The sequence below is a fragment of the Haloarcula sp. H-GB5 genome, from assembly GCF_054850705.1.
Genome location: NZ_JBTWBG010000006.1, coordinates 20,410 through 44,972 on the forward strand (window position 1 = coordinate 20,410; position 24,563 = coordinate 44,972).

Here is a 24,563-nt window from a genome sequence, read left to right on the forward strand (position 1 = left end):
GACCGACAGACTCGTCTGCGCGCTCTCGCTCGCGCCTTCGCGAGCGCCCTGTGGGCGCGAGCGAGAGCGCGCCCGAGGCGGACGATCATCCAGCACCGCGCGCCGACCCGCCCGGAGCGAGCGGCCAGCTTTAAGCCGTTTCTCGCGTCCGGCCCGGACTGCGGGTCCGTGTCCAGGGCGACTGTCGCCGCGAACGCGCGCCGCGGTGTGGCGCGCGACAGCGCAGGCGGCACCAAGCGCTGGAACGCGAAAGCCCGCGAGGGGCGCAACCGAAAACGCGCTTAATGCTGGCGTCGAGACCAGATGCACTTTAGCCCGGAATGGGCGCGGGCGGTGCGGAGAGCGCCCACACGCCCGGAATGGTCGGTCGCGAGCGACGCGGAGGGCGGCAGCGGCGAGCGGGGCGGGCCGCTACGTACACACCAGCCAATCGAGGGAGCGCGCTTACCCAGCAACAGAACCGGGGCGGGACTGAAAGGGGCCGACCGCTCGTCGCGCCCCGGCGACGCAAGCACCACAGGGACGAGGCGCGCAGCGAGTCGCGGCCGGCGAGCGGTCGGGGGCTTTCGAGGTGACCGCACCTGTCGCTAGAAGCTGGTTGTCCTTCTAGAAGATCTACGACGGGAACTTCGGGACGTCACTGCGACTACCCGAAACGTATGACGGGTCCAGCACGATCAAGCAGCATCTCCGTACTGCCCTCCACTGCTGTGGCTCTCACTACGACGGTGGTGCTATTCCTCGAAGTCCTCAGGAAGAGCCGCAGTCACGCTGTCGACCGGCGCGTAGTAATTCCGTTCGTCGATCCACGTTGTGAGCCACTCATCCGCCGTCTCGACGGTCAGTTCCTTGAGAACGACGCCCCGAACCAGCAAGCCGATCGACCCGGTGAGCGCAACGTCGTAGTCGGCCGCGAGCGTCCGGGCCGGCCCGTCATCCGTCACGAGCGTCCCGTCAGCCGTGTGCGCAGCCACCAGGGCTTCGGCTTCGCCGGGATCGAGCCGGGTCTGCACCGTCGGATAGTCCTGCTGGAGCTGCTCCGGTGCGGTCTCAGCAATCTCGATCTGTCCCGACTCAAGAACATCGAGGGCGTGCTCTAGATACTTGTAGCCGACTTCACGACCCTGCTCCAGTTCGGTTCGGACCGCGGGAACTGTCTGGAGGGCATCGAGCGTCGTCGTGAGCCAAGTGACGGAGTCAGTACTCGCGTAGTTGCTGAGGACTGTCGCGTCGAGGACAACAGGCCGCGAGAACGACTCGCTCATTCAAGGTCGAGCGCCACATCGACCTCATCTTCGAGTTCGTCCATGGACTGCGGGCCGAGCTGCAGCTCAACACCGGCTTCCTGAAGGATTTCCTCCATCTCCCACCGAGTCACGCCGGTGCGCTCGGCGGCCTTGCCGAGCGAGATCTCGCCGAGGACGTAAAGCCCGATCGTGGTCGCGAGCTCCTGTTTGTCCTCGACGGCGTTTCGGCGGCGGTCAGTAGCCATGGGGTCTACCTGAACGAAGGGGCGGTGGGCTCATTAATGTGTCTCCAAGGGAGATCGGTCGCGAGCGACGCGGAGGGCGGCAGCGGCGAGCGGGGCGGGCCGGAGAGAAACACCGTTCAACCGGGCACGACGCTCAGTGACACAGCCGACCTCCTGGTGGACTCAGAAAGGGCGAGGCCGCCCTCGGTCGTCCCCCGACCCCGCAAGCACCACAGGCACGAGGAGCGCAGCGTGGGTCGCGGGATGCCGAGCGGCCGAGGGCTTTCTGGCGTGAGGTCCCAGTTGTCTTACTCCGCGTTCAATTCCTCAAGGAACCAGCCAGCCGTCGTGCCGATTCGAACGCCATCGATGTTGCGCATATCGAGACCGATCGTGGCTGTGCGAAACGGGTAGTGCTCAACGAGCACACGATGGATGACAGTTCGGATAGCAGCCGCCCCATATCGATCGAGGACAGCAGCCATGCCTTCGTCAAAATGTGCGTCTTGGTGGTCTTCACGCGGGTTCCGGGCTCGTTCAAGGACGAGTCGCAGACGTCGTCGACGGACGCGTGCGCTGGATTCCCTGTCCGTTCACGAACGTCGTAGAGGGCATCGGTATCGGTCATGTGATGCACCTAGTCATTGTCGTGGTCGTCAACTGAGTTAGACACCGTCGTCTCGAGACGGCGCTGACAGCGAATCTCCGCACGGACATCTTCGAGCGATGCGAGACTGTTGATTGCCGTGGTCTCATACATCACGTTTTCGGGATATAGAGCATCTACAAACGAATATCGGTCGAATCAGACGTAGTTTGAGATGTTCTCACGGAGATGCTATGCATCAGTCGCCGGCTGACGAGGAGAGACGGGCCGATTGGAAGAGAACAGCCGATATCGTGCTCAGACCGCGAGTCCTGCGGCTTGCCGCAGGCGAGCGACAGGTGCAGTATCACCTTCTCATCCGACTTCTCGGAGAGAGTGGCCGACCGCCCGGACGAACGTCCTGGCGGTCACGACCGGTGGCGACCTGATCTCTCGTTCTATGCCGACTTTCACCAGAAAGTCAGTGAGACGCCACAGATTGTACAGTAACGCTGCGAACGTGAAGTTGAACAACCGTATTCGGTAGTCTGTTGAGGAGGTCTTCGGAAGGTACGCCTTCACCGACTTGTACTGGTTTTCGATATCCCAGCGACGGCTGTAGCCGTTCGTCACGTGAGCGATCTCGTCGGGAGCGACGTGATCGCGATTGGTCACGAATACGGCATACTTGCCTTCAGCGTCGTCACTGGTGGCTGGAACGTACAGATATTCTGCAGTATGATCGACGTCCCCGTCCATCCCGACGGGGACGTCGTGATTGACAGCGGCGTCTACCCCGTCTTTGCTCTTGATGTGTTTGATCGCCTTGTAGTCTGACTCATATTTCGGTACTGGCATCGTGTACAGTAGGCCACGACTGTTGATCTCTGCACGGACCTCTTTCGCGTAGAAGCCACGATCCAGCAGGATTTCGTCCAGATCGACGTACTGCTGGGCTCTCGAAAGCAGACGCCCAACGACGTCTGCTTTCGAGTCAGCCGGCGCCTCGGCTGGTTCCCAGTCTGAGTGTTCTTTGACGCCCTCAATCCCCAGGATAATCGGAACGTCGTTCCCGACGATTGTGATCGTCGCGAACGTGTAGCCGTGTTTCAACTCACCGTCGTCGACGTACCCGCTCACCATCGGCGGGTACGTCGACTTTGGAATCTGTTCGTCCTTGTCAATCCACGGCCAGACGTGATAGGGGACGTGGGTGAAATCGACGGCCGCCACGACGTGGCGGTCGTCGAATGGATCTTCGTAACGTATCGTCTGGAGGATGTTCTCGGTGGCAGTATCGAACGCGTCCATGAGATACTCGCGGAACACCTCGGTGAACGCGACGATATCCTCGATCTGTTGGTCTTGGAGCGAGACGGGCACGTCTCGATCAGCCGGCATTGCGAACTGCTTGATCACTCGGAGGAACGTAGAGTCGTCACAGGCATCGTTCTCGTCAAGAAACCAGCCAGCTTCACCCTCTGAATGGGCGCTTCCTTGAGTGAGGCATGCCGAGGCGAACAGATCGAGGATCTGTTCGTCCTCGTAAACTCTATTTTGAGCCCTATCAGAGTCGAACTCGCCGAAGGCGTGCCTTCGGGCGAGCTCGACGATCTTGGTCCCCTGCTTTCGAACGTGTTCGCGTGTGACGGTTGGTTCATCACCGTCTTCTTCGATATCATCTTCATCTGGGATGAGTGGAACTCGTGCTTTCAAGATGACGCCGCGGTCAACGGCTTCTTGGGCGATACCTGTAGCTGCCGCGTTGAGCGTCCGTTTGGTCTGTTCACTGAACTGCTTCCACGCGTACGAGAGTGATTGCTGGCTCGGTGCCTTGTCCAAATCAAGCGTCTTCAGGAGTGACGGTCGGTTTTCGAGGCGATCTGCGACCTCGCTCTGGGCGAGGTCGTAGATCTCCTGATAGAGATACACCCGAGCCATCGGTTCAGTGCCGTTTGCGGCCTTGTGTTGCTGGCGGTCGTCGGTAAGTCCATCAACTGGAATCGATACCTCTCCAAGGACACGCCAGAGATGATCCGCTGATTCACAGACTTCCCCAGCGTGATAGACGATCGCCCCCGCGAGCGCGGGGGCGTCGTCATCAACCGTCGACATCCGTTTTGAAGTCATCGTAGTTCTGAGCGCGGCGGCGAGTGGTTTCAAGTCGTCACATTAGTCGCAAAAACGACTGTTTCAGAATCTGACCGAACTCATAGCTGTCTAGTCCCACGGTATTGTTGCCCAACGAATTTATCAGCAATCTAGTGGTTGGTAGAATTTGAGATCCCGAAAACGTGACTACTGGATATGGACATTCCATACAGCGATATGCAGTTTAAAGCAATATTTGCTAAACCACCGTAGAGCCATAAGTCTGGCACGCGTCTCCTGTCCCAACAGAACTATCAGGATTCAATGTGTTTAGCTCTGCATGCCGAAATCGGCTGATTCAGATTCAGAACCGGGACAGCACGACAGTTCCCCCGGAATTGAGCGAACGAAGCCGTGGCACTCGGCCGACGACGTGCCCTGGACGCTGCTCACCGAAGCCCAGCTCGCCGACGCGTACGAGGCCGTGGTCGTTCCGGCGCTGCGACGCGACGGCCAAGACCCCGAGACCGACCGCCCCTCCTACGAGTGGCTCTCGAACAACGGCTTCCGCGGGCTCACGTACGCGCTGAAAGAGTACCACGACACCACCTTCGCCACGTTCTGGTCAGAGATGCTGGACTACGACACCGAATCCAGTGGGTACGACTGGGACATCGAACATGACGAGACACGCGAGTCCTTCCAGGAGTATTTCGATGCCAAGCAATCGGCCGCGGACGACTGGACGGACAGCACCCGCGAGACCATGCGCTACCGGCTCGCCCGCTACGCTCGCTCCTACCGGGAGCGCCACGACACCGACGATCTCCTCTCGCCCGTCGACGCCGACAGCGACATCACAGAAACCGAAGCCGTCGACCGCTGCCGGGAGACCTTCGCCTACATGTCGAATGAGTACGCTGAGTCCACCATCGCACGCGTGCACGATGCAATACGGACGTGGTACGGCTGGCTCGAAGATCGGCATGTAGCCACTGTCAACCCCACCAACGGGGCTGAAGATTGGTTCTCGTGGACTCGCTCTTCGGACACTGACCCGGTCGCCCTCGAGCCCGAGCACGTCCGGGCCATGTTCGACGCCGCCATCACCAGCCTCGACCGGATGCTCATCGTCGCACTCGCGGGCTGGGGGCTACGCGCTGGCGAGGTCGCGGCGCTGCACCAGGACCAGCTCCATCTCGATGCCGACGACCCATACATTCAGTTCGACGAGCGAAAGAACGGGCCCGGGACCGTCGCCATCGTCTTCGGCGAAGACGTAGCCCGGCGGCACGTCTCCCGAGTCGATGGCTATCTGTTCCCCTCGGAGCGCTCGAAAACCGGCCACGTCGACGGCACGACAATCGCGGGCTGGTTCCACGACCTCGCCGACACAGCTGGGGTCCCCGAGGAGATCGACGGCGTCGCCCGGAAACCGCATATGGGGCGACGCTTCTGGTACGACGCCTATTCGAGCACAACGGAGGACCTGCTGGAACACGTCCAAGATATCGCCGACGAACAGGGCAGTGCAAGTGCGAAAGTAGTCTTTGAGGATTACCTGACCGACGAGCGGAAACGAGAACTCCGACGAGAGTTCATGCGAGAGAAACTTTCAGATGCGTTCGGTAACGAGTCATCGTAGAGAGTAGTAGAGCATCCATAGTCTTGGGAGTGATTACGAGCATAATCAAGATCACTTTGTCGTACCCCCGTCGCCGTCGGGTAAGCACGAATGCTACAACTGCCTCACGAAGCCGCTTCTCCCGGGATAGAGTCGCTGCAAGCGGCTAGCTCTCGGGGAGTGTTGGATCAGGTGCGAGTTCCGAACCTTCGCCGGAAGCCTTATCACGAATTATCCACAATTCGTAATCGAAATGGCGCAATCACCTCCCCGGTCAGGCCGGCCACCAATTCAGCAGCTTCAGACGGTGGCCGACCTTCTCGACACGCCGGCACTCGCTCGGCTGTATGCCCATATCTTGCAACACGGTCCGGTCACCGTGTCCAAACTGGTCGACGAGCTCGACATTCCACAGGGGACTGCCTACGACTATGTGCAGCATCTCGAAACAGCTGGCTTAGTGGAGAAGACCCGTGATCAACGCCCGTACGAATACGACGCCGAGTCGATTGCACTCACACTCTCGACGGATGGTGAGACCCAAACGATCACGCCGGCACTTATCGCCGCCGTGGCGCGTCGCGACCAGGACGAAGACATCGACGTCTATATCGAGCGCCATGGCCTCGACGGTCTTGCTGTCGCCCTCGCATACGCCTACGAATACGTCGACGGCACGGTCAACCATCGGATTGCGGCCCGGGAACTTGACCTGTCACCGCTTGAAGCCGAGATCATTCTCCAGGCGCTGGAACCGGTTGCCACTGAGTACGTCGACGCGGTTGCATGACGACGGTCTATATTGCCGACACCGGCGTCTTCGTCCGGTGTGGTGGGCCGGACAAGGACAAATTTCAACAGCTTCGCCGGGCACTCCGACAGGCTGGTATCTCGTTGCGTATCCCCCAGCGCGTCTACGAAGAACTCGGAGGCGATCCGGCAACGGACGAGTATCCTTCGGGGAACATTCCCTATCCCGATGGATTCGAGGAAGGGTGGATCATCGTCGCCGACAAACTCGACTACGCCAATCCGCTCGTCTCGACGGTAATGGACGAAGCACGCCGGTTCATCGCCAACGAGACCGACCGCGACGAGGATATCACCGAGAAAGCGGACACGGCACTCGTAGGGCTTGCTGCTCAAGTACTCGATACGGGGAAGGCAGACCACGTTGTTCTCCTTACAACCGACAAACCAGCGGGACGGGCGGCCGAAACGCTCCTCCCGCAACACGGCTTCAGCGACCGTATCGAATTCCGGTACGTCAGTGTCGAGTATCTCGAGACGATCACAGCCGACGAATTTCGCTAACGTATCGCCGAGGTGAGGGCCGGTGAGCGACGATCGGTCTTCTTCTCGTCTCGAAAGCGCTCTCGACGAGAGCTTCGGGCGCTACCTCCAGGACAAGGGGAAAGGCCGCGGTGGCGACGCCGGGAACTATCGACGAAACGCTGCACGCGAGTTGGAACGATTTGCGGAGTGGGCCGCCGACGACCGCGGCGGCGATGACTGGACCGGGATTATTCCTGACAACGTCGACCGAGATCCGACCTTCGATGATCTCGATGAACGCGTCTTCCGGGAGTATACCCAGCATCTCAGCGGAGATCGTGGCCTCAAGCAGAATACTGTACAAACCTATTACCGCTATATCTCTGCGTGGTGTCTGAAGTTGAGACTACAGTGGGATTAGCAGGGCTGTGATGTGTGAATTTGACCGATTCGGTCAGCGGAAACTACACCAGATGCCTCTCCAAGCGGCTATTCTTGTCACACACCCATCCATATAGACAAATTTTCGAGACTTCCAGCAGCGTAGCCACTCAGACGGCACGCTAACCCCAACAGAGTTCCACACTACCCGATTCCAGTTTCCTTCTTCAGCAGCGTCAGCGTGTTGTCCGCTGTAATCACCGGTGAGTGCTCATACTCGCCAGTCAACTCCACTTGGACGAGTAGATCGATAGCGCGCCAGATCGAGTACAGCAGACACGCGAACGCGAAATAGAAGAACCGTAGGCCGAAATGCTTCGAGGTCGTCGCGCCCATAAATCGTTTGATCGACTTGTAGCCGCTCTCAATCTCCCATCGGTACCCGTACTCCGTGAGAAGGCCACTCTTCCGATTCGTCATAAACACCGAGTATTGCTGATGATCGGTGTGTTTGGAGTTCTCTTTCCGCCGGTAGATCAACGTCGTCGAGTGCCACTCGTTGTCGCCGAGATGTAACTTCCGATCGGTCTCATACCGATCCTTATCGCGCTGTAGAAGTCGTTTCGCCTGTGCTTTCTCGCTGGTTTGCATCCGTTTCGGGACGATATATGAGAGTCCGCGCTGGCTGAGCATCTCCAGGATGTGCTGGCTATCGAACTCTCGGTCCATCAGCACATTGTCGGCGTGAACGAGGGCCTCTGCCGAGTCCAGGAGGTCTTCGACGATTTCCTTACGCGTATCTCCTTTCCGGACTGGGCGCGCATCGAGGACTATTGGAACAGCGTTCCCAACCAGCTGGACCGTCGCCCACTGATAGGCATACTCGTCGGTTTGCTCCTTCGTCCCGATGATCTCGTCTTCGTGGTCCGTCCTATCGCCTGTGAAGGGATCATCCTCGGTAATATCGATGGCGACGATACCAGCTCGGAAGAACTCCTCCGTCTCTGCGACTCGATCCAAGAGGCGACCCACGGCTTGGCGGTACATCTCCCGAATCTGTTCGATAGAGAGGTTCCGTACATGCTCGCGATGGGCGTGGCCGAGCGGTGTCCGCTCTCGATTGGACTCGTGGATGAAGCTCCGAGCGCCTTCGTTGACGGCCAGATTCTCACGGAGGCCCAGATACGTCTGTAAGTCCCAGTAGGCGTTCTCGTGGATCTCACACCCCTCGCCACGGTCCAGTGAGAACGCTGGTAACGCAACGCGACTCACCTGCTCAGTGACTATCTCAGCCTGCTCTAATACGGTTTGGTCAGATGGGTCCGATTCTGGACTCTCGTCATTATGTCTGCGGTTCTGTCGGTTTGGTTCACGCGGGATTGTAACGCCCGCATTCTGCGCTTTAATCAGAATCGTTCGCGCTGCTGTCTCGACGGTAGCTTGGAGTTCAGCAGTGAACCGATGGTGCCAACTGCGCCACAGCGTGGATTGGCTCGGCACCGACTCCAGGCCGAGCTGATTACAGAGAGCGGGGTGGTTGGTGAGGTATTCGGCGAGGGCAGTCTCGTGGTCCCAGCCATGGCACTCTTTCAGCAGGAACAGGCGAAACAACGTCTCCATCTCGTAGCTTGTTGAACCTGTGTACCGGTCGTGGGTATCGAACTGAACGTATGCGAGCGGCACTGCGTGGACAAACGGTTCGACTGTCTCGTGTTCATCCTGGTTGAACCATACTTTTGCGACGGTGTGGATATCCGACTCCAACGCTGGGAGGAACGAGCGATCGGCCAGCGGGCTAGACTCGTACGTGGGCCAATCGACGTAGGATTGTTGGGCGATCTGGCGGAAGACAGTGCGGCGAGACTCACGGGTTAGGGGCACAACAAGAGGCTGATCACGGCACGCTCAAGTACTCGTCTGGTTGGTAAATTCACCTCCTGTTCTCATATAATAGCCTCATACTGTGAGCGTTCTGCTAGATGTTCTGTTGTTCAGGATCAAGCATAACAGATCGTAAAATCAGCAACATCCCAATAGAGACGAGTACCGCTTGAACGAGCGCAGCTGAAAACAGCGAGGTGTTGAACGTATTGAGAATAAGTCCTTCACAAACTGCGCCGATTCCAATAAAGACGAATCCGATCGAAACGTAGAACATCGGACTGCTTTCACTCCGGCGATACGCATAGAACGCAAGATACGCAACAGAGAGACTCAGCGAGAGCGCAATCAGCTTTATGGCGATGGTCGGGATGCTAATCATATATTCTCGCGAAAATTGTTCCAGAGCGTGGTGAAGTTGTCGGCGAGCTCGTCCCGAGTCTCGATGGACAGTTCGAGCTCACCGTCGGAAATGACGAGCTGAAGCGTTTCAATTGTCGTTTCAAATAATTGTTTGTGTTCGCCACCGGAACCGATCGTCGAATGAACTCTGATGAGACCGTGTTCCTGTAGGGTGGAGATACGACGGTAGATCGTCGCCAACGATGCATCACATCGCTGGCTGAGTTCTTTCGCCGTTCTGGGGGATTCATCAGCAGCTAACAAGATTTCTCGAGAATAGTCGTCCGCGAAAAGCTCCAAGAGGGCCGCAGACTGGCTGTTTTCCCCTGTCGTCATATGCCCATATTACGAGTTCATCCGCAAAGAAGCGACGATTTGGCCACACCAAACGTATCGTTGCTATGCACAACAAAACGGAACTCCCACGAAATCGAATCCGCTTTTCTACGAACGAGCAAAGAGCCGGCCTGCTTTATTTACCAGAGATCTAAACGGGAATAGGAATGCGATCGTCATCAAGACGTTACCTGAAAGCAGTAACTATCAGTGCCGGTGCGTTCGTGCTCTTTGGAATTGTCACGGGCTTGATTCCGAATCCTCTCTACATTCGGCAGGTACCACGAACGCCGCTGGATTATCTATTCCTCACCACTACTGCGGCCTTCTTGGGAGTATACACCCTCCAACGAACTAACAACCAGCGCAATGACGAGAAGACAGCTACTGTAGGAACAGTGGTGGGCTTTCTGGCATTCGGCTGTCCAATCTGTAATGCGTTTCTGCTCGCCTTGTTCAGCAGTTCCGCACTGATGACGTATTTTGACCCGCTACGACCCCTCTTAGGTGTCCTAAGCGTCGTGTTCTTTGCAGGGCTTCTCTACAGCCGTTCACAGAGTTCATGTAACGCCTGTAATATGGAAGAACAGGGAAGTCAAACTCACTAACAAACATACAGAATGACAGACACTGCAACAGGCGAAGCTGAAGACACGGACTCGAAGAACAAATGGCCATTGATCGGGCTCGGCGGTGCCGTAAGTCTCTGCTGTCTCTTTGCCTCACCAGCAGCGACAGGTGCAGCCGGAGCCACCGTTGCTGGAGGAGCCACAGCGGCATTCGGGGGCGGCCTTATTCGAATTCTTGTCTCAGCCATAGCAGTTGGGATTGTCGGCATTGTCATCCAACTGTGGCCTTCTTCGTCGTCCTGCGGACAATAAACACAGACCCACCTTCTTTGCTGGCGGTGAAAAACGCCAGACGATACTTGTTCGGATGATGGTAAGCCACGGATATGGACCGACGAAGGTATTTACAGTCGATCGCTGCAGCCGGGACCACTGCAAGCGTCGCTGGTTGCCTCGGCGTACTTACTGAATCTGGCGCTGAGGGAACAGTCCTTGGCCCGCCTGAACAGGATCTAAGTGAAGCCGCTCATCCGAGCTACGGCGACGAGATGCCCGAGTTCACCGTCCCCGACCCGATTACGGGTGAAGATATATCAACGACTGATTTTGAAGGGGAGCGAGCCATCCTCTGGACATCGTTCTACACGAATTGTCCGGACGGCGTTTGTCCCGCCCTCATTCTCCGACTGCGGCGGGCACAGGAAGTTGCTGCCGAGGGTGGGTACGGCGACGCCGCCGCCTTTCTCGCACACACCTTCGACCCCGAGCGCGACACGGCTGATGTCCTCCGCGAGTACGCCCGCCAGCAGGGGGTCAATCTCGACGCTGGCAACTGGCACTTCCTTCGGCCGGAGAGCTACGAAGCAGGGCAGGAACTGCTAGAAGAACAGTTCGGGCTCGTCATCGAGAAGCGGCCTGCTGAGGATCTCGAGAATCTGGAGTATCAGTTCCCGCACTACGGGCTGATCCTTCTCGTGAACGAGCGTGGCATCGTCGAACGGGCGTACCCGAACGGTGCGTCGGTCGACGTCGAGACCGTCGAAAGTGATTTCGAGCAGGTGGTCACGGCATGAAGCGCCGGAACCTCCTTGCTGGACTCGCTAGTGTCGGGGCAATTGGTGGCGCTGGACTCGTCGCGACCGGGACAATCCCTGAGACCTTCAGCAACGGGAGCGAGACACCGGAGCCAGTCGAGCCGACGACACTCGACGCGATCGAAGCGCCAGGAAGCCGCGATGGTGAGGTGACGATTCCCCCGGATAATCAAGCTACATTCGTCGACTTCTTCGGGACTTGGTGTGCGCCCTGTGTGGAGCAGATGCCAGCACTCGGTGAGGCCGAGGACCGGATTGGTGATGAGGTACTATTCCTCTCGGTAACGACCGAAGACGTCGGTGGTTCACTAAGCGAGGAAACGGTCGTCGAGTGGTGGCGCGAGAACGACGGCGACTGGTTGGTCGCTGCTGACGTGACCGCCGAACTTGCAGCGAAGCTCAATGTCGGATATTACCCGACTGCTGTGGCGCTCGATGCGACTGGGCGAATCCAGTGGTCTGAAAAGGGTATTCATACCGCTGACGAGATCGTCTCGGGCATCAAAACCGCTCTCAACGCATGATCAGCGAGACGCTTCTAACAAATGTCTCGTTCGCGCTCACAGCGGGTGTAGCAACGTTCTTTTCACCGTGTGCCTACCCTCTGCTACCCGGCTACGTTGGCTTCTACGTGAACTCTACTGACACCGAAAGCGCCTCTGTCACAGGCGCAGGGATTCGAGGTGTGGCAGCCGCGTTGGGCGTACTTGCGACGTTTGCGTTGCTAGGCGGGGCAACGGCGTGGGTCGGCCACGAGGCACTGTCAGATATCACCATTTTCGAGACGCTAGTCGGTGGATTGCTCATCGTCTTCGGATTACTTGTCGCATTCGACCGCGCTCCGTCACTGTCGTTATCACTTCCAAAGCGCCGATCAAGCATTCTCGGCTTCGGTCTTTTTGGCGCGGGATACGCACTGGCTGGTGCCGGATGCGTCGCCCCAGTCTTCCTCGCAGTCGTAGCCCGGGCCATCACCCTCCCGACCGAAGCAGCGATGCTCGTATTAGGAGTCTACGCCGGCACCGTTGCTGTACTAATGGCTGCAACAACCGTCGCAACTGGAGTCGGTATCATCAGTAACGCAAATCGCGTAATGGCCCATTCCGGGTGGCTCAAGCGGCTCGCCGGCGTTGTGATGATCGTTGCTGGGGTCGGCCAACTCTATCTCTCGCTCATTGTATACTGAACAATCATCCAATGATGATCGACCGTCGAAGGATATGGCTTCTCCCTTCAGAGAGGACGTTGTTCAACGTATTCGCGTGTTTTTCCCTGCAACACGTATTCGGTCTGTTGGAGGTCTTCGATCGTCCCCGAACCAGTGATGAACATGGCTGTCTGCAGTTCAGCGATCAGATCCTCGACTCGTTCGATAACGGCTTCAGGCCCCTCTGTAGCCGGTTTCAGGAACGGTTTCGCCAGCCCGCCGGCGAGGGCACCTAATGCAATCACTTTTGCCACGTCTAATCCTGTCCGGACACCACCACTCGCGATTACGCACTCGTGTTCGGCAACACACTCGATCGTGCTCGCAGCGGTCGGGATCCCCCACTCTCGAAACAGGGTGCCGATCCGTTGCTGTCGTGGTGCATTCGCGGCCGCTGCACGGTAGGCTTCGATCCCAGACCACGTCGTACCGCCTTTTCCAGCGACATCGATCGCGTCAACCCCTGCCGCAGTTAGCTTTCGGGCAGTCTCCCCGGAGATTCCGTTACCCGTTTCTTTGACGATGATCGGTACCGAAAGGCACTCACAGACGTGTTCGATCGCAGCTAAACAATCTCGTCCATCGACGTCCCCTTCTGGTTGGGCAGCTTCCTGGAGAAAGTTTAAGTGGACCGCGAGTGCATCGGCTTCGATCATCTCGACCGCACGTTCGACCGTTTCGATGTCGTACTCCCGGAGTTGTGCTGCGCCAAGATTGCCGTAGATGAACGCATCAGGCGCGGCATCGCGGACGACGGTGTACGATTCGAGGACGCGTTCGTCGTCGAGTTCGAGGCCCGCTCTCTGGCTTCCGAGCCCCATCGCGATGCCAGTCTCGCTGGCAGCACGAGCCAATGCCCGATTTATTTCTATGGTGTTTTCGTGCCCCCCGGTCATACTCTCGATGAAGATTGGAGCGGATAGCTTATGTCCCAGAAATTCGATGGACGGGTCGATAGCGTCGTAATCGAGTTCCGGGAGCGCGTCATGGACGAGCTGAATGTCTTCGAAACCTGTGCCTGTTGTTTCGACATCTCGCTCCTGTACGATCCGAAGATGGTCGTCTTTTCGATCTTCAGTCTCCGAGGGTCCCTGCCCTGTCATTAGCTGAACTTGCAAAAGGAGTAGCAAAAGTACACGGGTATTTTGACTGTTCAGCGTATTGGGTACTCTCCGGAAGTAGTAATCGCCCCCGTGATGGACTCTAAATCAGCGTACCGGTCGGTACATCAAGTCGATGCACAGGGTGACTGATCAGGAAGCATTTGATGAGAAGCCGGTTCGGGGTGTCTATAGTAAAAATCGCTGATCGTTCTATACGGAACAACTTCCAGTCCATTGGAATAGATATTCTGTAGTTGCAATGACGTGGCAACGCATATGCATTGAGAACACCAGTCTCAACTACTGCCTGAGAGAGTTTGTATAGCGGCATATAGTTTATTCCCGCAGCTCATTTCAGTGCCCAATTTAGCGTGGGTTTAGCAGACTGAGAGAGTCTGCCCAACCCACAAACTGATAAGGAATCCAAGTGAAACGCTGAACGACTCGAATATGCCACTCTTAGAATCGCCATACTGGGCCGAGACTAGGTTTCTAACCGAATTCTGCACCAATCCAATTTTAGACGGTCAAATCCCCCAGAGATCGCTACAATGAGTCGGTCGGATGCCGAGCAGGAGGGCAAGACCGACGCTGAGCGGGTGCCATCATTCGATGGTGTCCGATGGACCTCGTGCTCGCTCGAGGACTTCACGGACCTGTACTGGGACGAGATTGCCCCCTGCCTCGAAGCAGAGGGAATCGATCCGAGAGGCGAGAAACCGACCCACCAGTGGTTTCGGGATCACGATGCGCGGTCATTCCTCGCGGCTCTTCGTCGCCATCACGATCGTTCATTCGGGGAGTTCTGGAACGAGGACCTCGAACTCGGTGATGATAAAGAGGGCTACACATGGGCAACAACGGATGATGCAACAATCGACGCCCTTGAACAGTTCCTCAACCGGCGGAAATCACGATACAGCCTTGCGACGTCGTCCGTCGACGCGCTCCGAACGCGACTGAATCTCTACGTCCGTGCTTATCGAGAGGCAAATGGGACAGATGACCTCCTTACACCAATTCAACGAGATCAAGAGAATCCAGACTACGAAGCCGTTGACGCGTGCTATGCAGCATTCGACTGGTTGAATGAGGGAACTAAACGCGAATACAGCGCCCAGACTCTCCAGCGTGTGCGGCGCGTCGTCGACGCCTGGTATCAGCATCTAGTCGGTCGACGGGTTGCCTCGATGAACCCTGCGAGCGGCCTCTATGACGAATTCAAGTGGGAAGTCGAAGATTCACCCACACCTTCGCTTTCAGCGAATCAGATTCGGAAACTGATGCAGGCGTCGGAGACAACGCGAGAACAGCTGCTCGTGGTGGCATTAGCTGGCTGGGGACTTCGTGCAAGTGAGGTCGCCGCACTCCATGTATCGCAGTTCCACCGTGACGTTCCCGAAGACGACATCCCCTTCATCACGTTCGAGAGTCGCAAGAACGGGCCCGGTGAGGTGTCTCTCCTGTACGGAATGGACGTTCTCGACTCCCGAATCGACGAGCTAGCGGAAGACGATACGTGGACTGGATACCTGTTCCCCTCCTCTCAGGGAGAAACGCCGTACGTGACTCGAGATACAATCCGGAATTGGTTCCAAAATCTTGCATTGGAAGCAGATCTCCCCGAGCGGATCGAGGGTGAACGACCGAGTCCACAGCTCTGTCGTCGATTCTGGTACGACACCTATACAGCAGTCCTCGAAGGCGTTCTCGAAGGTGTTGACGAAATCGCTGCAGAGCAAGGTAGTAGCGATCCTCGGGTAGTGATGCAAAATTATCTGTCTGACTCGCGTGCTCGCCGAGTCCGACGAGAATTCATGCGAGACCAACTTAACGCAGCCTTCGGAGAGAGAACGTAACATCAACCCATCTGTCGAGCTATTCAAATGTCTGTCCTCGGTTGATGATTGAATCAATGAGTCACAGAGTCACTGAAGTATTGACTTCTGGAAGTTAAGAATCAAAGAGTCCATGATCTATAGCGTCATTTGCCGTGATGGAGAGAGTGAATTCACCGACTCAAAGATTCATTGAGTCACTGAATCAGTGAGTGCCTGAAGCATTGAGTTGAGGATTCAGGAACACCAGACCCGCATCACGAAATCACTGAATCAGTGAAATCCCGACGTTGTGAATCATTGAGTCTGTGAGTCAATGATTCAAAGACAAAGCTCGGGAAAGAGGCAATCATAGCTCTTACCCCCTCAAGCTCCGATATGCGACAGAATCGAATTGAGAGAGATACAACTGAGTGTCTGACATGGATTTATGAGTCATTGATTCAATGATCGAACTATGACCGAGACACCTCGTGGATGGGGCGTCACACCATCGACTGGCATCCCCACGATCGCCTTCGGCAACCAGAAAGGCGGGACAGGAAAGACAACGGCGACGATCAACAGTGCCGCGGCGCTGGCCACTCGCGACCACGATGTTCTTGCAATCGATATGGACCCACAGGCCGACATGACGAAAGGGCTTGGACTGGGTCCGGGCGACGACAACGATCCATCAAGCCCGAAGAACGAACTCCCCAACACACTAGTCACCGATGACGAGAACCTACTCGACGTACTCGTCGACAATCCGCGCACGCACGATACTAGTCTTTCAAAAATCGTGATCGAAGCCGATGAGTACGACCATCTGAACTTCGACTTGATTCCCAGTCACAAGGACATGGGCCTTGCTCGAGATTGGATGGACGATGCGAATGCTCGTCTCTCGCTGAAACTCGCCCTCGAAGAGATGGTTGACGACGGATACAACTACGATTTTATCGTAGTCGATTGTCCTCCCGACCTCTCAGTCCTGACGGACGCGGCCTTCATCGCGGCTCAGAACGTCTTCCTAGCTGCACAGACCCAAGCAACATCACGGGATGCACTTGACGATCTGTGGGACCAGCTGGAGTCCATCGAGGACAACCAGCAGATCGAGATCGCAATCGTTGGACTCCTGGCAAACATGTATCGGGACGACGGTCAGTCGCAAAAGTTCCTCAGCTCCTTTGACGAGTCCTTCGCATCGATGGCACCGATTTTCAAACTCCCGATGCGAGTAGCGATTCAGCGTGCGTGGGACAACGGACGAGATATTTTCGGATGGGAAGACGCGAACGACCAACAAGTTGAGCGCGACCTCTTCTTGGAGGTTGCGGAGACGATGGAACGAGCGTTCGACAAAACGCAGGTGGAGGTGTAAGAATGCCCCGGGGAATGGACGAGCGGTTCGAGGATCCCTCAGACGAGGTGGAAGAGGAGGGCGACGCCGTCGCAGACGAGGAAAACACAGAGACGTCGGAGGAATCAGAAGAACAGGGTCGTGAAACTGCGGCAGCGACCGAGAATCGATCAGATCAGAAGAGAACCGCATCCACGACCGATACTGATTCGTCGACCAGTGAGACAGGAGAGACAGATGACGAACCGCTGAACATCCGCGAAGATTGGGATTCAGCCACGATATACGTTGAACCGGAGCAAAGCGAGGACATCGAGATCACATTCACTCGCCTGAAAAAGCAGCTCAAACGCGAGGACATCACGCTGGAGAAAAACAAGCACTTCTACCGCGGTGTTTTCGAGGTGGCGTTCGGCGAGCACCAGGAGGAAACGAAGGAGAAGATTCGCGAACTCGCCAAGGAAGACGCCGATCAGTGAATCACTGATTCAGAGAATCTCAAATGTGGTCGCTATCAGTACCCTGCCGTTCATCTCGGACGAAAAACCCTCGTGGGACCGCGTCGTTCTCGTCCATGAAGTGATCGACATCTAAGGCGTATCGTACTACGAGACGCAGCAGGACCGAGCTGTCGAGAGCATACTGGCACCTCTTGACTGGGACCGGAACGACATCCGTGGGGAACTCAACGGAACACGTGTAGTCGTATCACGGACTGGACCTGACGAACCCCCTCCCCCCTTTTTCGAGTTGTAAACTCGTGGCGGCGGGGAGGGGTGAACAGCAAGAGATGTTGCAAAACAGCCAATTGTGGCGGATATATGCGATAGAGAGGTTGAGTGTCTAATATTCTAACTTGTGGCTAGATATGCGAAGGTTTATATTGTACGTTACCTTACCGTAACCGTACTAGAGATAAAGAAAACATCTCGTCTAGCTCAGCTAGACGATTGACATCTCGGGAAGTAGATGACTTCCTCATCTCGTCCGTGGTTCTGATTCCGTGTACTCTCCCGTCTCAACGCCTCTGTGCCAACTTCAGTCACCTCACCTCTCGCTACGCTATGTCTCGGATGGCCTGTTCCCCGCGACTTACAGCTCGAAAAAGGGGGGAGGGGGTGAAACATTCGAGATCACCAAAGCAGCTTCACCAGCAATCATGTCCGAAACCCGGTATTCCCCTCATTCGTGAACGGATCCTACGAGCGTCGTTCTTTTGCGCCCATTCTGGTGCTTACTACTCGAAAACGGGGTGTGTGAGAAAGACCGTTTCACCCAGAGCATCATTCACAAAATCCGGATTAATTGGATTTTGCTCCGAGACCCACATCGACTCACTTCTCGTTACAACACGAGTGTGGGAGAATCGAACCAGGTGTGTTACCGCCCCTCAACGTCTTACAACTCGAAAACGGGGGATCTGGGTCATCGAGGAGGTTCGACAATAGCGTCCTTCGTCGAACCGTTACAACTCGACAACGGAGGGTGATAGATTCCGAAGACGGTATCTGATCCATTCAGAGGATACGGGGCTGTAGTCGTTAGATAGCCTGTTTTCGCCCGGTTACAACTCCACAAGGGTCCATATTTTTATACCCAGAGTTCGAGGGGGTTCATAATGGGACGAGAGGGACGTAGAGCAGGATCGAATAATCCGGAAGGTGAGGAGGATCGTGAATCTTCTGCTGGTGATCCTGAAACTTCTGAGTCGACGGATGAGGAGGTGGCATCTCCTGGCACGTCACAAACGACCTTCGAGAACGGATCAGATTCCGCCGATTCGTCTCAAGATGCAACTAACGGCGACGGTGGCGGCATCTCAATTCGTGATAGGCTCCAAACCGAGTCATCCGGTGGCGTTTTCGCGAACAAAGACCTCGTCCGGTCAGATACCATCATCGACGAGGATCGTATCGTCGGTCGTGACGACCAGCTGGGCCGTGTCGTCGACAATCTAAAACCGGTTCTCCAGAATGAGGGGATCCCCGATATGCTCCTGAGCGGGCCATCTGGAACGGGGAAATCGCTCATCATTCATGCAGTGTGTAAACAGATCGTCGAACTATGTGAATCTCAAGGCAAGACCTTCGGGGTCCTCTCTATCAACTGCGAGGGACCGAAGACTGCAGATCGGGCCGTCTACCGGTTAGTGAAAGCTGCTGCCGACGACCTCGGTGTCGATCCCGGCGTTCCCCAAACCGGCGTCTCAACGGACCAGAAGCTCGAGCGACTGTACGAACTCATGCGAGAGTATTACGATGGGGTCATCTTCATCCTCGATGAGATCGATATGCTCGAGGGGCCGTATCAGGAAGCAGAGTACAATTCTCTCATCTACCAGCTTTCACGGGCTCGCAAACTCGCCGACTTTGATGGCCCCATCTCGCTCACGACGATCACGAACTACGCCGACTTCATGAAGGATCTCAACAGCCGCGCACAGAGTTCCTACAACCCTGACGACATCTTCTTCGACGATTACGATGCGAATCAACTCCGTAGTATTCTCCGCAACCGACGGGACGCCTTCAAACCAGAATCGCTTGCGGATGACGTTGTTCCGCTTGTTGCTGCGTTCGGATCCCAAACCCACGGGGATGCACGAAAAGCGATTGATCTCCTCAGATGGGCTGGTGAATTAGCCGAGCGGCGTGGAGCCAACACAGTTACCGAAGCCGATGTCCGTGATGCCCAGGAGAAATACACCGAAAACCGGAAGCTCCGCCATATCAGCGGCATTTCGACTCAAAAGAAACTCTCCATCTACGCTGTGGCGGCGACTGCTAACTACGCAAGAGAACATCCTGAGTGGATCCCTGCTGGACCTGCGTTCAAGACGTACCAATTCATTGCTGATACGATGGATGCGGATCAGTACAGTCGTGAGACCTTCGTAAATCACGTCACCGAGCAGAGTACGTACGGTGTGTTGGACTTCGAGCGTCGAGGTAAGGGACGGGGCAGAGGAGTGCATATGTATTTCTCCCTCTCCGAGGATCCGGAAACGATTATGGAGACGATTCGTGAGGATTCCCGGTTCGAAGATTTAGCTCACGAAGAGGCGACTATCAGCGCGGTTGTCCGCGAACGGCTGAAGCAGTTCCGAAGTAAGAACTAATCTCGCCCGCATTCTCCCCGCACTTACTTCTCGAAAACGGGGGGTGTTCGTATCCCGCGCGATGCGTTACAACTCGAAAATGGGGGGATGTCATTCGTCGGGATGTCTCGTTACTACTCGAAAACGGGGGGTGTTCGTATCCCGCGCGATGCGTTACAACTCGAAAATGGGGGGATGTCATTCGTCGGGATGTCTCGTTACTACTCGAAAACGGGGGGTGGGTGAGCCAAGAGATTTGACGTGCCGGTCGATGTACTGTGCTTTCCCCTTTCCCTCTCCCATTTACAACTCGAAAACGGGGGGTGTGTCCTACGATTTCTTTGTCGTCGGTACCATCGATGATGCGGAGACGGTGGAGAAACGACGGAAATACGGGGGTGTGGTCCCTTCAAAATCAGCGTCACCCCCTCCACACACATCCTGTTACGACGGAAACGTGGGGTGGATGTCCTCACCCTTCGAGTTTCACTCATCCGGGTTGACCGGGCCCATTCACACTCTGGGGGGTGTCGCCTGCTACGTCTCTAATGGTACTGAAAAGAACATCAGACTACAGTTAAATCTCGTCTACTCGTCAGGATTCACTGGCCCTTTGTACTTCGACGTCACCGAATCTCCTTCCCGCCACTGCCAGTAGTAGTAGCGGTTGTCGTTGATTTCCTTGATCGTGATCGTCGCCTTCGCTGGCACGTCGTCCGGGAGGTCATCGGGGCGCTCTTCGACGTCGGTGTCGTCCGCCTTTTCCTCCTCGAGACGAGCTTCACGCTCCTTGTATTCGGCCAACGCCTCGGCGTAGCTGGCAACGTCCCGAAGATGCTCCGATGTGGCTTCGTTGAGGGCGTCGACGATCTCCGTCGGGAGGTTTGCTGGTGGGGAGGGTGGTTCGTAGGACATCGACTCTCTTCGTGTTAACCAACAAAACTCGCCGATCGATAGTTCTGTTGGTTAAGCAGGTTCGTGGACTCGCTGACCTCGTCCTCTGTAACATCATGAGCAACTAATTTATAAACCGATTTCGTAATATGTTACACCGTGCTCCGGCGTATTGAGCTTGAGGTCCTCTCCACAGTCGACCGTGGCGACACGATCTCTGACCTCGCGATGAAGCTCGACCACAGCGAGAGCTACCTCTCTCGTGCCGTCGCCGACCTCGTCGACAAGGGGCTCGTCTACACGGAACGCGACGGCCGCCGAAAACGGGTCGTCCCGTCGGATGCTCGCGCCGTCGAACTCTATCAAGACCTCGTCCGCCAGCACTCCCACATCGAGTTCCCCGAGCTGTTGACCGGTAAGGCCCTTGAGGTGCTCTACTATCTCGACCAGCCGCGAACCGTCGCCGAGATCGCCGACCGGAGCAACAACTACCGTAACACGGTCAACCGTGTCCTCAAGCGAATCCGCGACCGCGGCCTCGTCGGGACGGACGACGGTCACTATGACTTCAACGCCGACTTCAACCGCATGCACGAGTTTGCCCGTGAACTCGCACATCATCTCCATCGACAACGCCTCGAAGTTGTCGCCTCGAAGGGAACGATTCTCTGGGAGGACTACGACGAATTCCTCGCCCAAGCCGAGACGGAGATCGACGCAGAAGGGTTCCACGAAACCGGGCTCGCTCGTTTCGCCGCGTTCGACCTCCAGTTCCTGCTCACTGACCACCGCTACTACCTCTACTCCGAGACTCTTGACGAAGTCTCGCCGGCGGAGCTCTGCTATCACACGCTGCTAATCGACAACGGCAGCCGCCACCGCTCGTACTGTCTCCTCCTGCTCAGCCACGTCGACGTCAACGAGGCGGACCTCCGAGAGCAGGCGGCGAAGTATGGCCTCGAAGACGAAATCGACGCCTTGCTTCGCTACCTCGAGACGCACGGCGAGGTCGACGATGACCGGCTCCCGGCGTGGGACGAGTTCCAGGAGTTGGCGGCTGACTACGAGGTGCCACTACCACAATGAGACCAACAACCGTTCAAGTTCTAAGGTGAGCGAACGAATGCTGATACGCTCCCGTATCCGCCTCCAGTCGTCGGCGCCGGTTATTAGCGAGTGCTGGCCAAAGGGGAGACAGTGCCCCACAGCTCTTAGATGCGATTCCTCGATATAGGCCTTGAGGAGTCCAAACATGAGGAGAGCGACTGTGATGTTTAGTTACGATCTCGTTGTTGGACTTCCTGACGACCGGTGCGAGGAATTAAGTGAATCGAGATAGGAATTACGCATATCATGGGCGTCACACACATAGAGCCAGGTCCAGACGCCGAGCCGGAACTTCGCGAGAAAATGATCGAGATCATTAACGGCGACGGGGCCCAGAAGCCGTGGGATGTCGTTGCGTCGGTATCTGACAGTTCGGATGTCACCGAACGGGATGCCAAAGATGCGCTCAAGGAACTTATGCTTGAAGGGAGAGTAGAGATTGCTGCAGAGGGTGAAGTGCGGACAACGGCGGCCCCTGCATAGACTTCCTTTCTTCTGATGGCAGTTCATAGTGTTCCGTTAGCGGATCGGCTATTGGGGTACAAATCTTCGGAAGAGGTTCTCCGAGAGTCAGGCGATAAGCATTCAGAAATCGGCCGTACGCCATTCGAACGCGACGTAGATCGGATTAAATACACGCCAGAGTTCCGGCGTCTGAAGGATGTTACACAGGTCGCACGAGCAGGGGAGACGTATCTCTACCATGATCGACTCTCGCATTCACTGAAAGTTGCTCAGGTGGGGCGTAGACTTGCAGAGTTCATTCTTCGAGTGGAAGCGAATGGAGGAGCGAAAACCGATGATGCGGCGCTGGCGAAGAGTATTGAATTGGAAAATGGGGAAGGACAGCAAAGCATTGACTCTGCTCTCCGTCGGCAGCTAGATCCCGACACTGTGGAGGCGGCCTGTCTCGCTCACGACCTAGGCCACCCACCGTTTGGTCATTTAGCGGAAGAAGAGCTTGACAAGTTGCTTCAAGAGAAAACGAATGATCGCTATGAACCGCGTGATCCAGAAGAGGCACAACAGGACCCTGATACTGCAGACCAGCCACAGAGTCCTAGCGATTTTGATGAAGTTGCTGCGATCGATTTTGAGGACACGTGCGGGATACGATTCGAAGGGAATGCACAGTCGTTCCGCATTCTGACTCGACTGGCGTCATACAGTGGTGTTGAGACCGGACTGGGGCTCACGCTCGGATCGTTGAATGGGGTCCTCAAATATCCATATGGGCGTGGTGAATGGATAGATGATGGCATCGACGAATGGAGCGGCGACTTGGAGGCTGTTGATGGCCGGTCGCGTGGGAAATTTGGATACTACAAAACAGAGGCGCAGGCATTTGATGCGGTACGACAGGATATCGATACGGATCGCCAAACCATCGTCGCTGAGATTATGGACTATGCGGATGACTTAACCTACGCAATCCATGATCTGACTGACTTCTATATGGACGGAAGGTTGCCACTTGATCGTCTGCTACGGGAGGCCTCTGAGGAGCAATTTGAGCATGTGGAGAGACGAGAACTGGATAATATAGAGTCGGCGATGGAATACGATGGCTCGGATGTGACGCCAACCGACGTGATGAGATTTCTGTCTTATCAGGCGTATTCTGTTGCCGACCCTATCTTCCACCCCTATCAGGCAACCGAGGAGCAAAAAGACGGGTTAGAACAGTTCACGTCGTATCTCATTACGAGATATCTCAACAATATCTACTATCCAGACAGGAGTATCGAAGAGTTGCGGGAGGACAAAGAGCTATTCCTCACACTGGCCAAAAATACGAATAATGAATACCACCTCGAGGCTTCGAAGAGGCTTGAGGGGCATATCGACGCCCTGCAGGACTTGACGGAATACTATGTAATTCAAGACACGGCATTGATGGGCCAACAGCGTGGGCAGCGACAAGTCATCCGTGAATTGTTTCGAGCGCTCTACGACGAAGCTGGCTCGGATCCGAACAAATCGGCAATCCCCCAGCCGTACAGTGGACGGCTACAAGACGATGCAGCGGAGCAGGGGTTCAGAAATGAGACCGAGCAGCGGGCGCGCATCGTCGCGGACCTTATTTCGAATATGACCGAAAACCAGGCGGTTGAGTTCCACAAACGCCTGACTGGGGATACGCCAGGGTCGCTGCAGAATGAGATCCTTCGCTGACTTCTCCCACGACTAAAGTCGTAGCTTTCTCTTCGGATTCTTGTAATAGTGACCTACAGGGGCTAAATCCGCTCCCAGACGTCC

23 protein-coding genes and 2 pseudogenes are annotated in these 24,563 nt (G+C 56.1%); 15 read left to right on the forward strand and 10 right to left on the reverse strand.

The genetic code is table 11. From position 1 onward, the window contains the following. Positions 1-734 precede the first annotated feature (734 nt). The 5 genes and pseudogenes from ACYJ11_RS19230 to ACYJ11_RS19250 all read right to left on the reverse strand — a co-directional run bounded on the left by ACYJ11_RS19230 (position 735) and on the right by ACYJ11_RS19250 (position 4,172). Entirely contained in the window at positions 735-1,265 is a 531-nt protein-coding gene (locus ACYJ11_RS19230; RefSeq protein ID WP_461649058.1) for a hypothetical protein, read from the reverse strand. Then, on the reverse strand, positions 1,262-1,492 hold the full coding sequence (locus tag ACYJ11_RS19235) for a UPF0175 family protein (protein ID WP_079233990.1): 231 nt from the start codon (positions 1,490-1,492) through the stop codon (positions 1,262-1,264). The genes ACYJ11_RS19230 and ACYJ11_RS19235 overlap by 4 nt, the downstream gene beginning before the upstream one ends. Before the next feature lie 287 nt (positions 1,493-1,779). Then, positions 1,780-2,099, reverse strand: a pseudogene (locus ACYJ11_RS19240) (hypothetical protein). A gap of 9 nt (positions 2,100-2,108) precedes the next feature. Further along, positions 2,109-2,231 (reverse strand): hypothetical protein, encoded by a 123-nt coding sequence (locus ACYJ11_RS19245; protein ID WP_461649059.1) that lies wholly within the window; start codon positions 2,229-2,231, stop codon positions 2,109-2,111. Positions 2,232-2,432: 201 nt separating this feature from the next. Further along, positions 2,433-4,172 (reverse strand): transposase, encoded by a 1,740-nt coding sequence (locus tag ACYJ11_RS19250; RefSeq protein WP_079990842.1) that lies wholly within the window; start codon positions 4,170-4,172, stop codon positions 2,433-2,435. A gap of 316 nt (positions 4,173-4,488) precedes the next feature. On the opposite strand from ACYJ11_RS19250, the gene ACYJ11_RS19255 reads away from it, so the two are divergent. From ACYJ11_RS19255 to ACYJ11_RS19270, 4 genes and pseudogenes are all read left to right on the forward strand, one after another. Beyond that, positions 4,489-5,793, forward strand: a complete 1,305-nt coding sequence (locus tag ACYJ11_RS19255) for a tyrosine-type recombinase/integrase (RefSeq protein ID WP_058998011.1) — start codon at positions 4,489-4,491, stop codon at positions 5,791-5,793. Positions 5,794-6,025: 232 nt separating this feature from the next. Further along, the gene (locus ACYJ11_RS19260) at positions 6,026-6,562 is read left to right on the forward strand and encodes a DUF7437 domain-containing protein (RefSeq protein ID WP_058998013.1); all 537 of its coding nucleotides are present in this window, start codon (positions 6,026-6,028) and stop codon (positions 6,560-6,562) included. Then, entirely contained in the window at positions 6,559-7,086 is a 528-nt protein-coding gene (locus ACYJ11_RS19265) for a hypothetical protein (RefSeq protein ID WP_058998015.1), read from the forward strand. Before ACYJ11_RS19260 ends, ACYJ11_RS19265 begins: the two co-directional genes overlap by 4 nt. 22 nt (positions 7,087-7,108) lie before the next feature. Continuing rightward, a pseudogene (locus ACYJ11_RS19270) lies at positions 7,109-7,441 on the forward strand (phage integrase SAM-like domain-containing protein); the annotation flags it as partial. Positions 7,442-7,632: 191 nt separating this feature from the next. On the opposite strand, the gene ACYJ11_RS19275 reads toward ACYJ11_RS19270, so the two are convergent. The 3 genes from ACYJ11_RS19275 to ACYJ11_RS19285 form a co-directional block, all read right to left on the reverse strand. Further along, a complete protein-coding gene (locus ACYJ11_RS19275) occupies positions 7,633-9,309 on the reverse strand; it encodes a transposase (RefSeq protein ID WP_461649060.1) in 1,677 nt (558 codons plus the stop codon). A 94-nt stretch (positions 9,310-9,403) separates the two neighbouring features. Continuing rightward, entirely contained in the window at positions 9,404-9,691 is a 288-nt protein-coding gene (locus ACYJ11_RS19280; RefSeq protein ID WP_123619687.1) for a DUF7521 family protein, read from the reverse strand. After that, positions 9,688-10,047 (reverse strand): ArsR/SmtB family transcription factor, encoded by a 360-nt coding sequence (locus ACYJ11_RS19285; protein ID WP_256397722.1) that lies wholly within the window; start codon positions 10,045-10,047, stop codon positions 9,688-9,690. Before ACYJ11_RS19285 ends, ACYJ11_RS19280 begins: the two co-directional genes overlap by 4 nt. 167 nt (positions 10,048-10,214) lie before the next feature. Here ACYJ11_RS19285 and ACYJ11_RS19290 point away from each other — a divergent pair, with 167 nt between their 5' ends. The 4 genes from ACYJ11_RS19290 (at position 10,215) to ACYJ11_RS19305 (ending at position 12,896) form a co-directional block, all read left to right on the forward strand. Continuing rightward, positions 10,215-10,655, forward strand: coding sequence for a hypothetical protein (locus tag ACYJ11_RS19290; protein WP_461649061.1), 441 nt, complete (start codon positions 10,215-10,217; stop codon positions 10,653-10,655). Positions 10,656-11,002: 347 nt separating this feature from the next. Further along, the gene (locus ACYJ11_RS19295; RefSeq protein WP_461649062.1) at positions 11,003-11,689 is read left to right on the forward strand and encodes an SCO family protein; all 687 of its coding nucleotides are present in this window, start codon (positions 11,003-11,005) and stop codon (positions 11,687-11,689) included. Then, positions 11,686-12,234, forward strand: coding sequence for a TlpA family protein disulfide reductase (locus ACYJ11_RS19300; RefSeq protein WP_461649063.1), 549 nt, complete (start codon positions 11,686-11,688; stop codon positions 12,232-12,234). The genes ACYJ11_RS19295 and ACYJ11_RS19300 overlap by 4 nt, the downstream gene beginning before the upstream one ends. After that, entirely contained in the window at positions 12,231-12,896 is a 666-nt protein-coding gene (locus tag ACYJ11_RS19305) for a cytochrome c biogenesis CcdA family protein (RefSeq protein WP_461649064.1), read from the forward strand. The genes ACYJ11_RS19300 and ACYJ11_RS19305 overlap by 4 nt, the downstream gene beginning before the upstream one ends. A 47-nt stretch (positions 12,897-12,943) precedes the next feature. Here the strand turns inward: ACYJ11_RS19305 and fni are convergent, their stop codons facing one another. Further along, positions 12,944-14,020, reverse strand: coding sequence for a type 2 isopentenyl-diphosphate Delta-isomerase (fni, locus tag ACYJ11_RS19310; RefSeq protein ID WP_461649065.1), 1,077 nt, complete (start codon positions 14,018-14,020; stop codon positions 12,944-12,946). A 551-nt stretch (positions 14,021-14,571) separates the two neighbouring features. Here fni and ACYJ11_RS19315 point away from each other — a divergent pair. The 4 genes from ACYJ11_RS19315 (at position 14,572) to ACYJ11_RS19330 (ending at position 20,324) form a co-directional block, all read left to right on the forward strand. After that, positions 14,572-15,879 carry a tyrosine-type recombinase/integrase gene (locus tag ACYJ11_RS19315; RefSeq protein ID WP_461649066.1) on the forward strand — a complete coding sequence of 436 codons (1,308 nt, stop codon included), beginning with the start codon at positions 14,572-14,574 and terminating at the stop codon, positions 15,877-15,879. A gap of 436 nt (positions 15,880-16,315) precedes the next feature. Continuing rightward, positions 16,316-17,227 carry a ParA family protein gene (locus tag ACYJ11_RS19320; RefSeq protein ID WP_461649067.1) on the forward strand — a complete coding sequence of 304 codons (912 nt, stop codon included), beginning with the start codon at positions 16,316-16,318 and terminating at the stop codon, positions 17,225-17,227. A 14-nt stretch (positions 17,228-17,241) separates the two neighbouring features. Next, positions 17,242-17,685: a hypothetical protein gene (locus ACYJ11_RS19325; RefSeq protein WP_461649087.1), complete on the forward strand. Its 444-nt coding sequence runs from the start codon at positions 17,242-17,244 to the stop codon at positions 17,683-17,685. A gap of 1,139 nt (positions 17,686-18,824) precedes the next feature. Further along, positions 18,825-20,324, forward strand: a complete 1,500-nt coding sequence (locus ACYJ11_RS19330; RefSeq protein WP_461649068.1) for a Cdc6/Cdc18 family protein — start codon at positions 18,825-18,827, stop codon at positions 20,322-20,324. A gap of 567 nt (positions 20,325-20,891) precedes the next feature. On the opposite strand, the gene ACYJ11_RS19335 is transcribed toward ACYJ11_RS19330, so the two are convergent. Next, complete coding sequence (locus ACYJ11_RS19335) at positions 20,892-21,218, reverse strand: hypothetical protein (RefSeq protein ID WP_461649069.1); 327 nt, start codon at positions 21,216-21,218, stop codon at positions 20,892-20,894. A gap of 138 nt (positions 21,219-21,356) precedes the next feature. Between ACYJ11_RS19335 and ACYJ11_RS19340 the strand changes: the two genes are divergently transcribed. From ACYJ11_RS19340 to dgt, 3 genes are all read left to right on the forward strand, one after another. Next, a complete protein-coding gene (locus ACYJ11_RS19340) occupies positions 21,357-22,283 on the forward strand; it encodes a helix-turn-helix transcriptional regulator (RefSeq protein WP_461649070.1) in 927 nt (308 codons plus the stop codon). Between the two features lie 267 nt (positions 22,284-22,550). Then, positions 22,551-22,787, forward strand: coding sequence for a hypothetical protein (locus ACYJ11_RS19345; protein WP_461649071.1), 237 nt, complete (start codon positions 22,551-22,553; stop codon positions 22,785-22,787). A 15-nt stretch (positions 22,788-22,802) separates the two neighbouring features. Then, a complete protein-coding gene (gene dgt / locus ACYJ11_RS19350; RefSeq protein ID WP_461649072.1) occupies positions 22,803-24,479 on the forward strand; it encodes a dGTP triphosphohydrolase in 1,677 nt (558 codons plus the stop codon). Positions 24,480-24,563 lie beyond the last annotated feature (84 nt).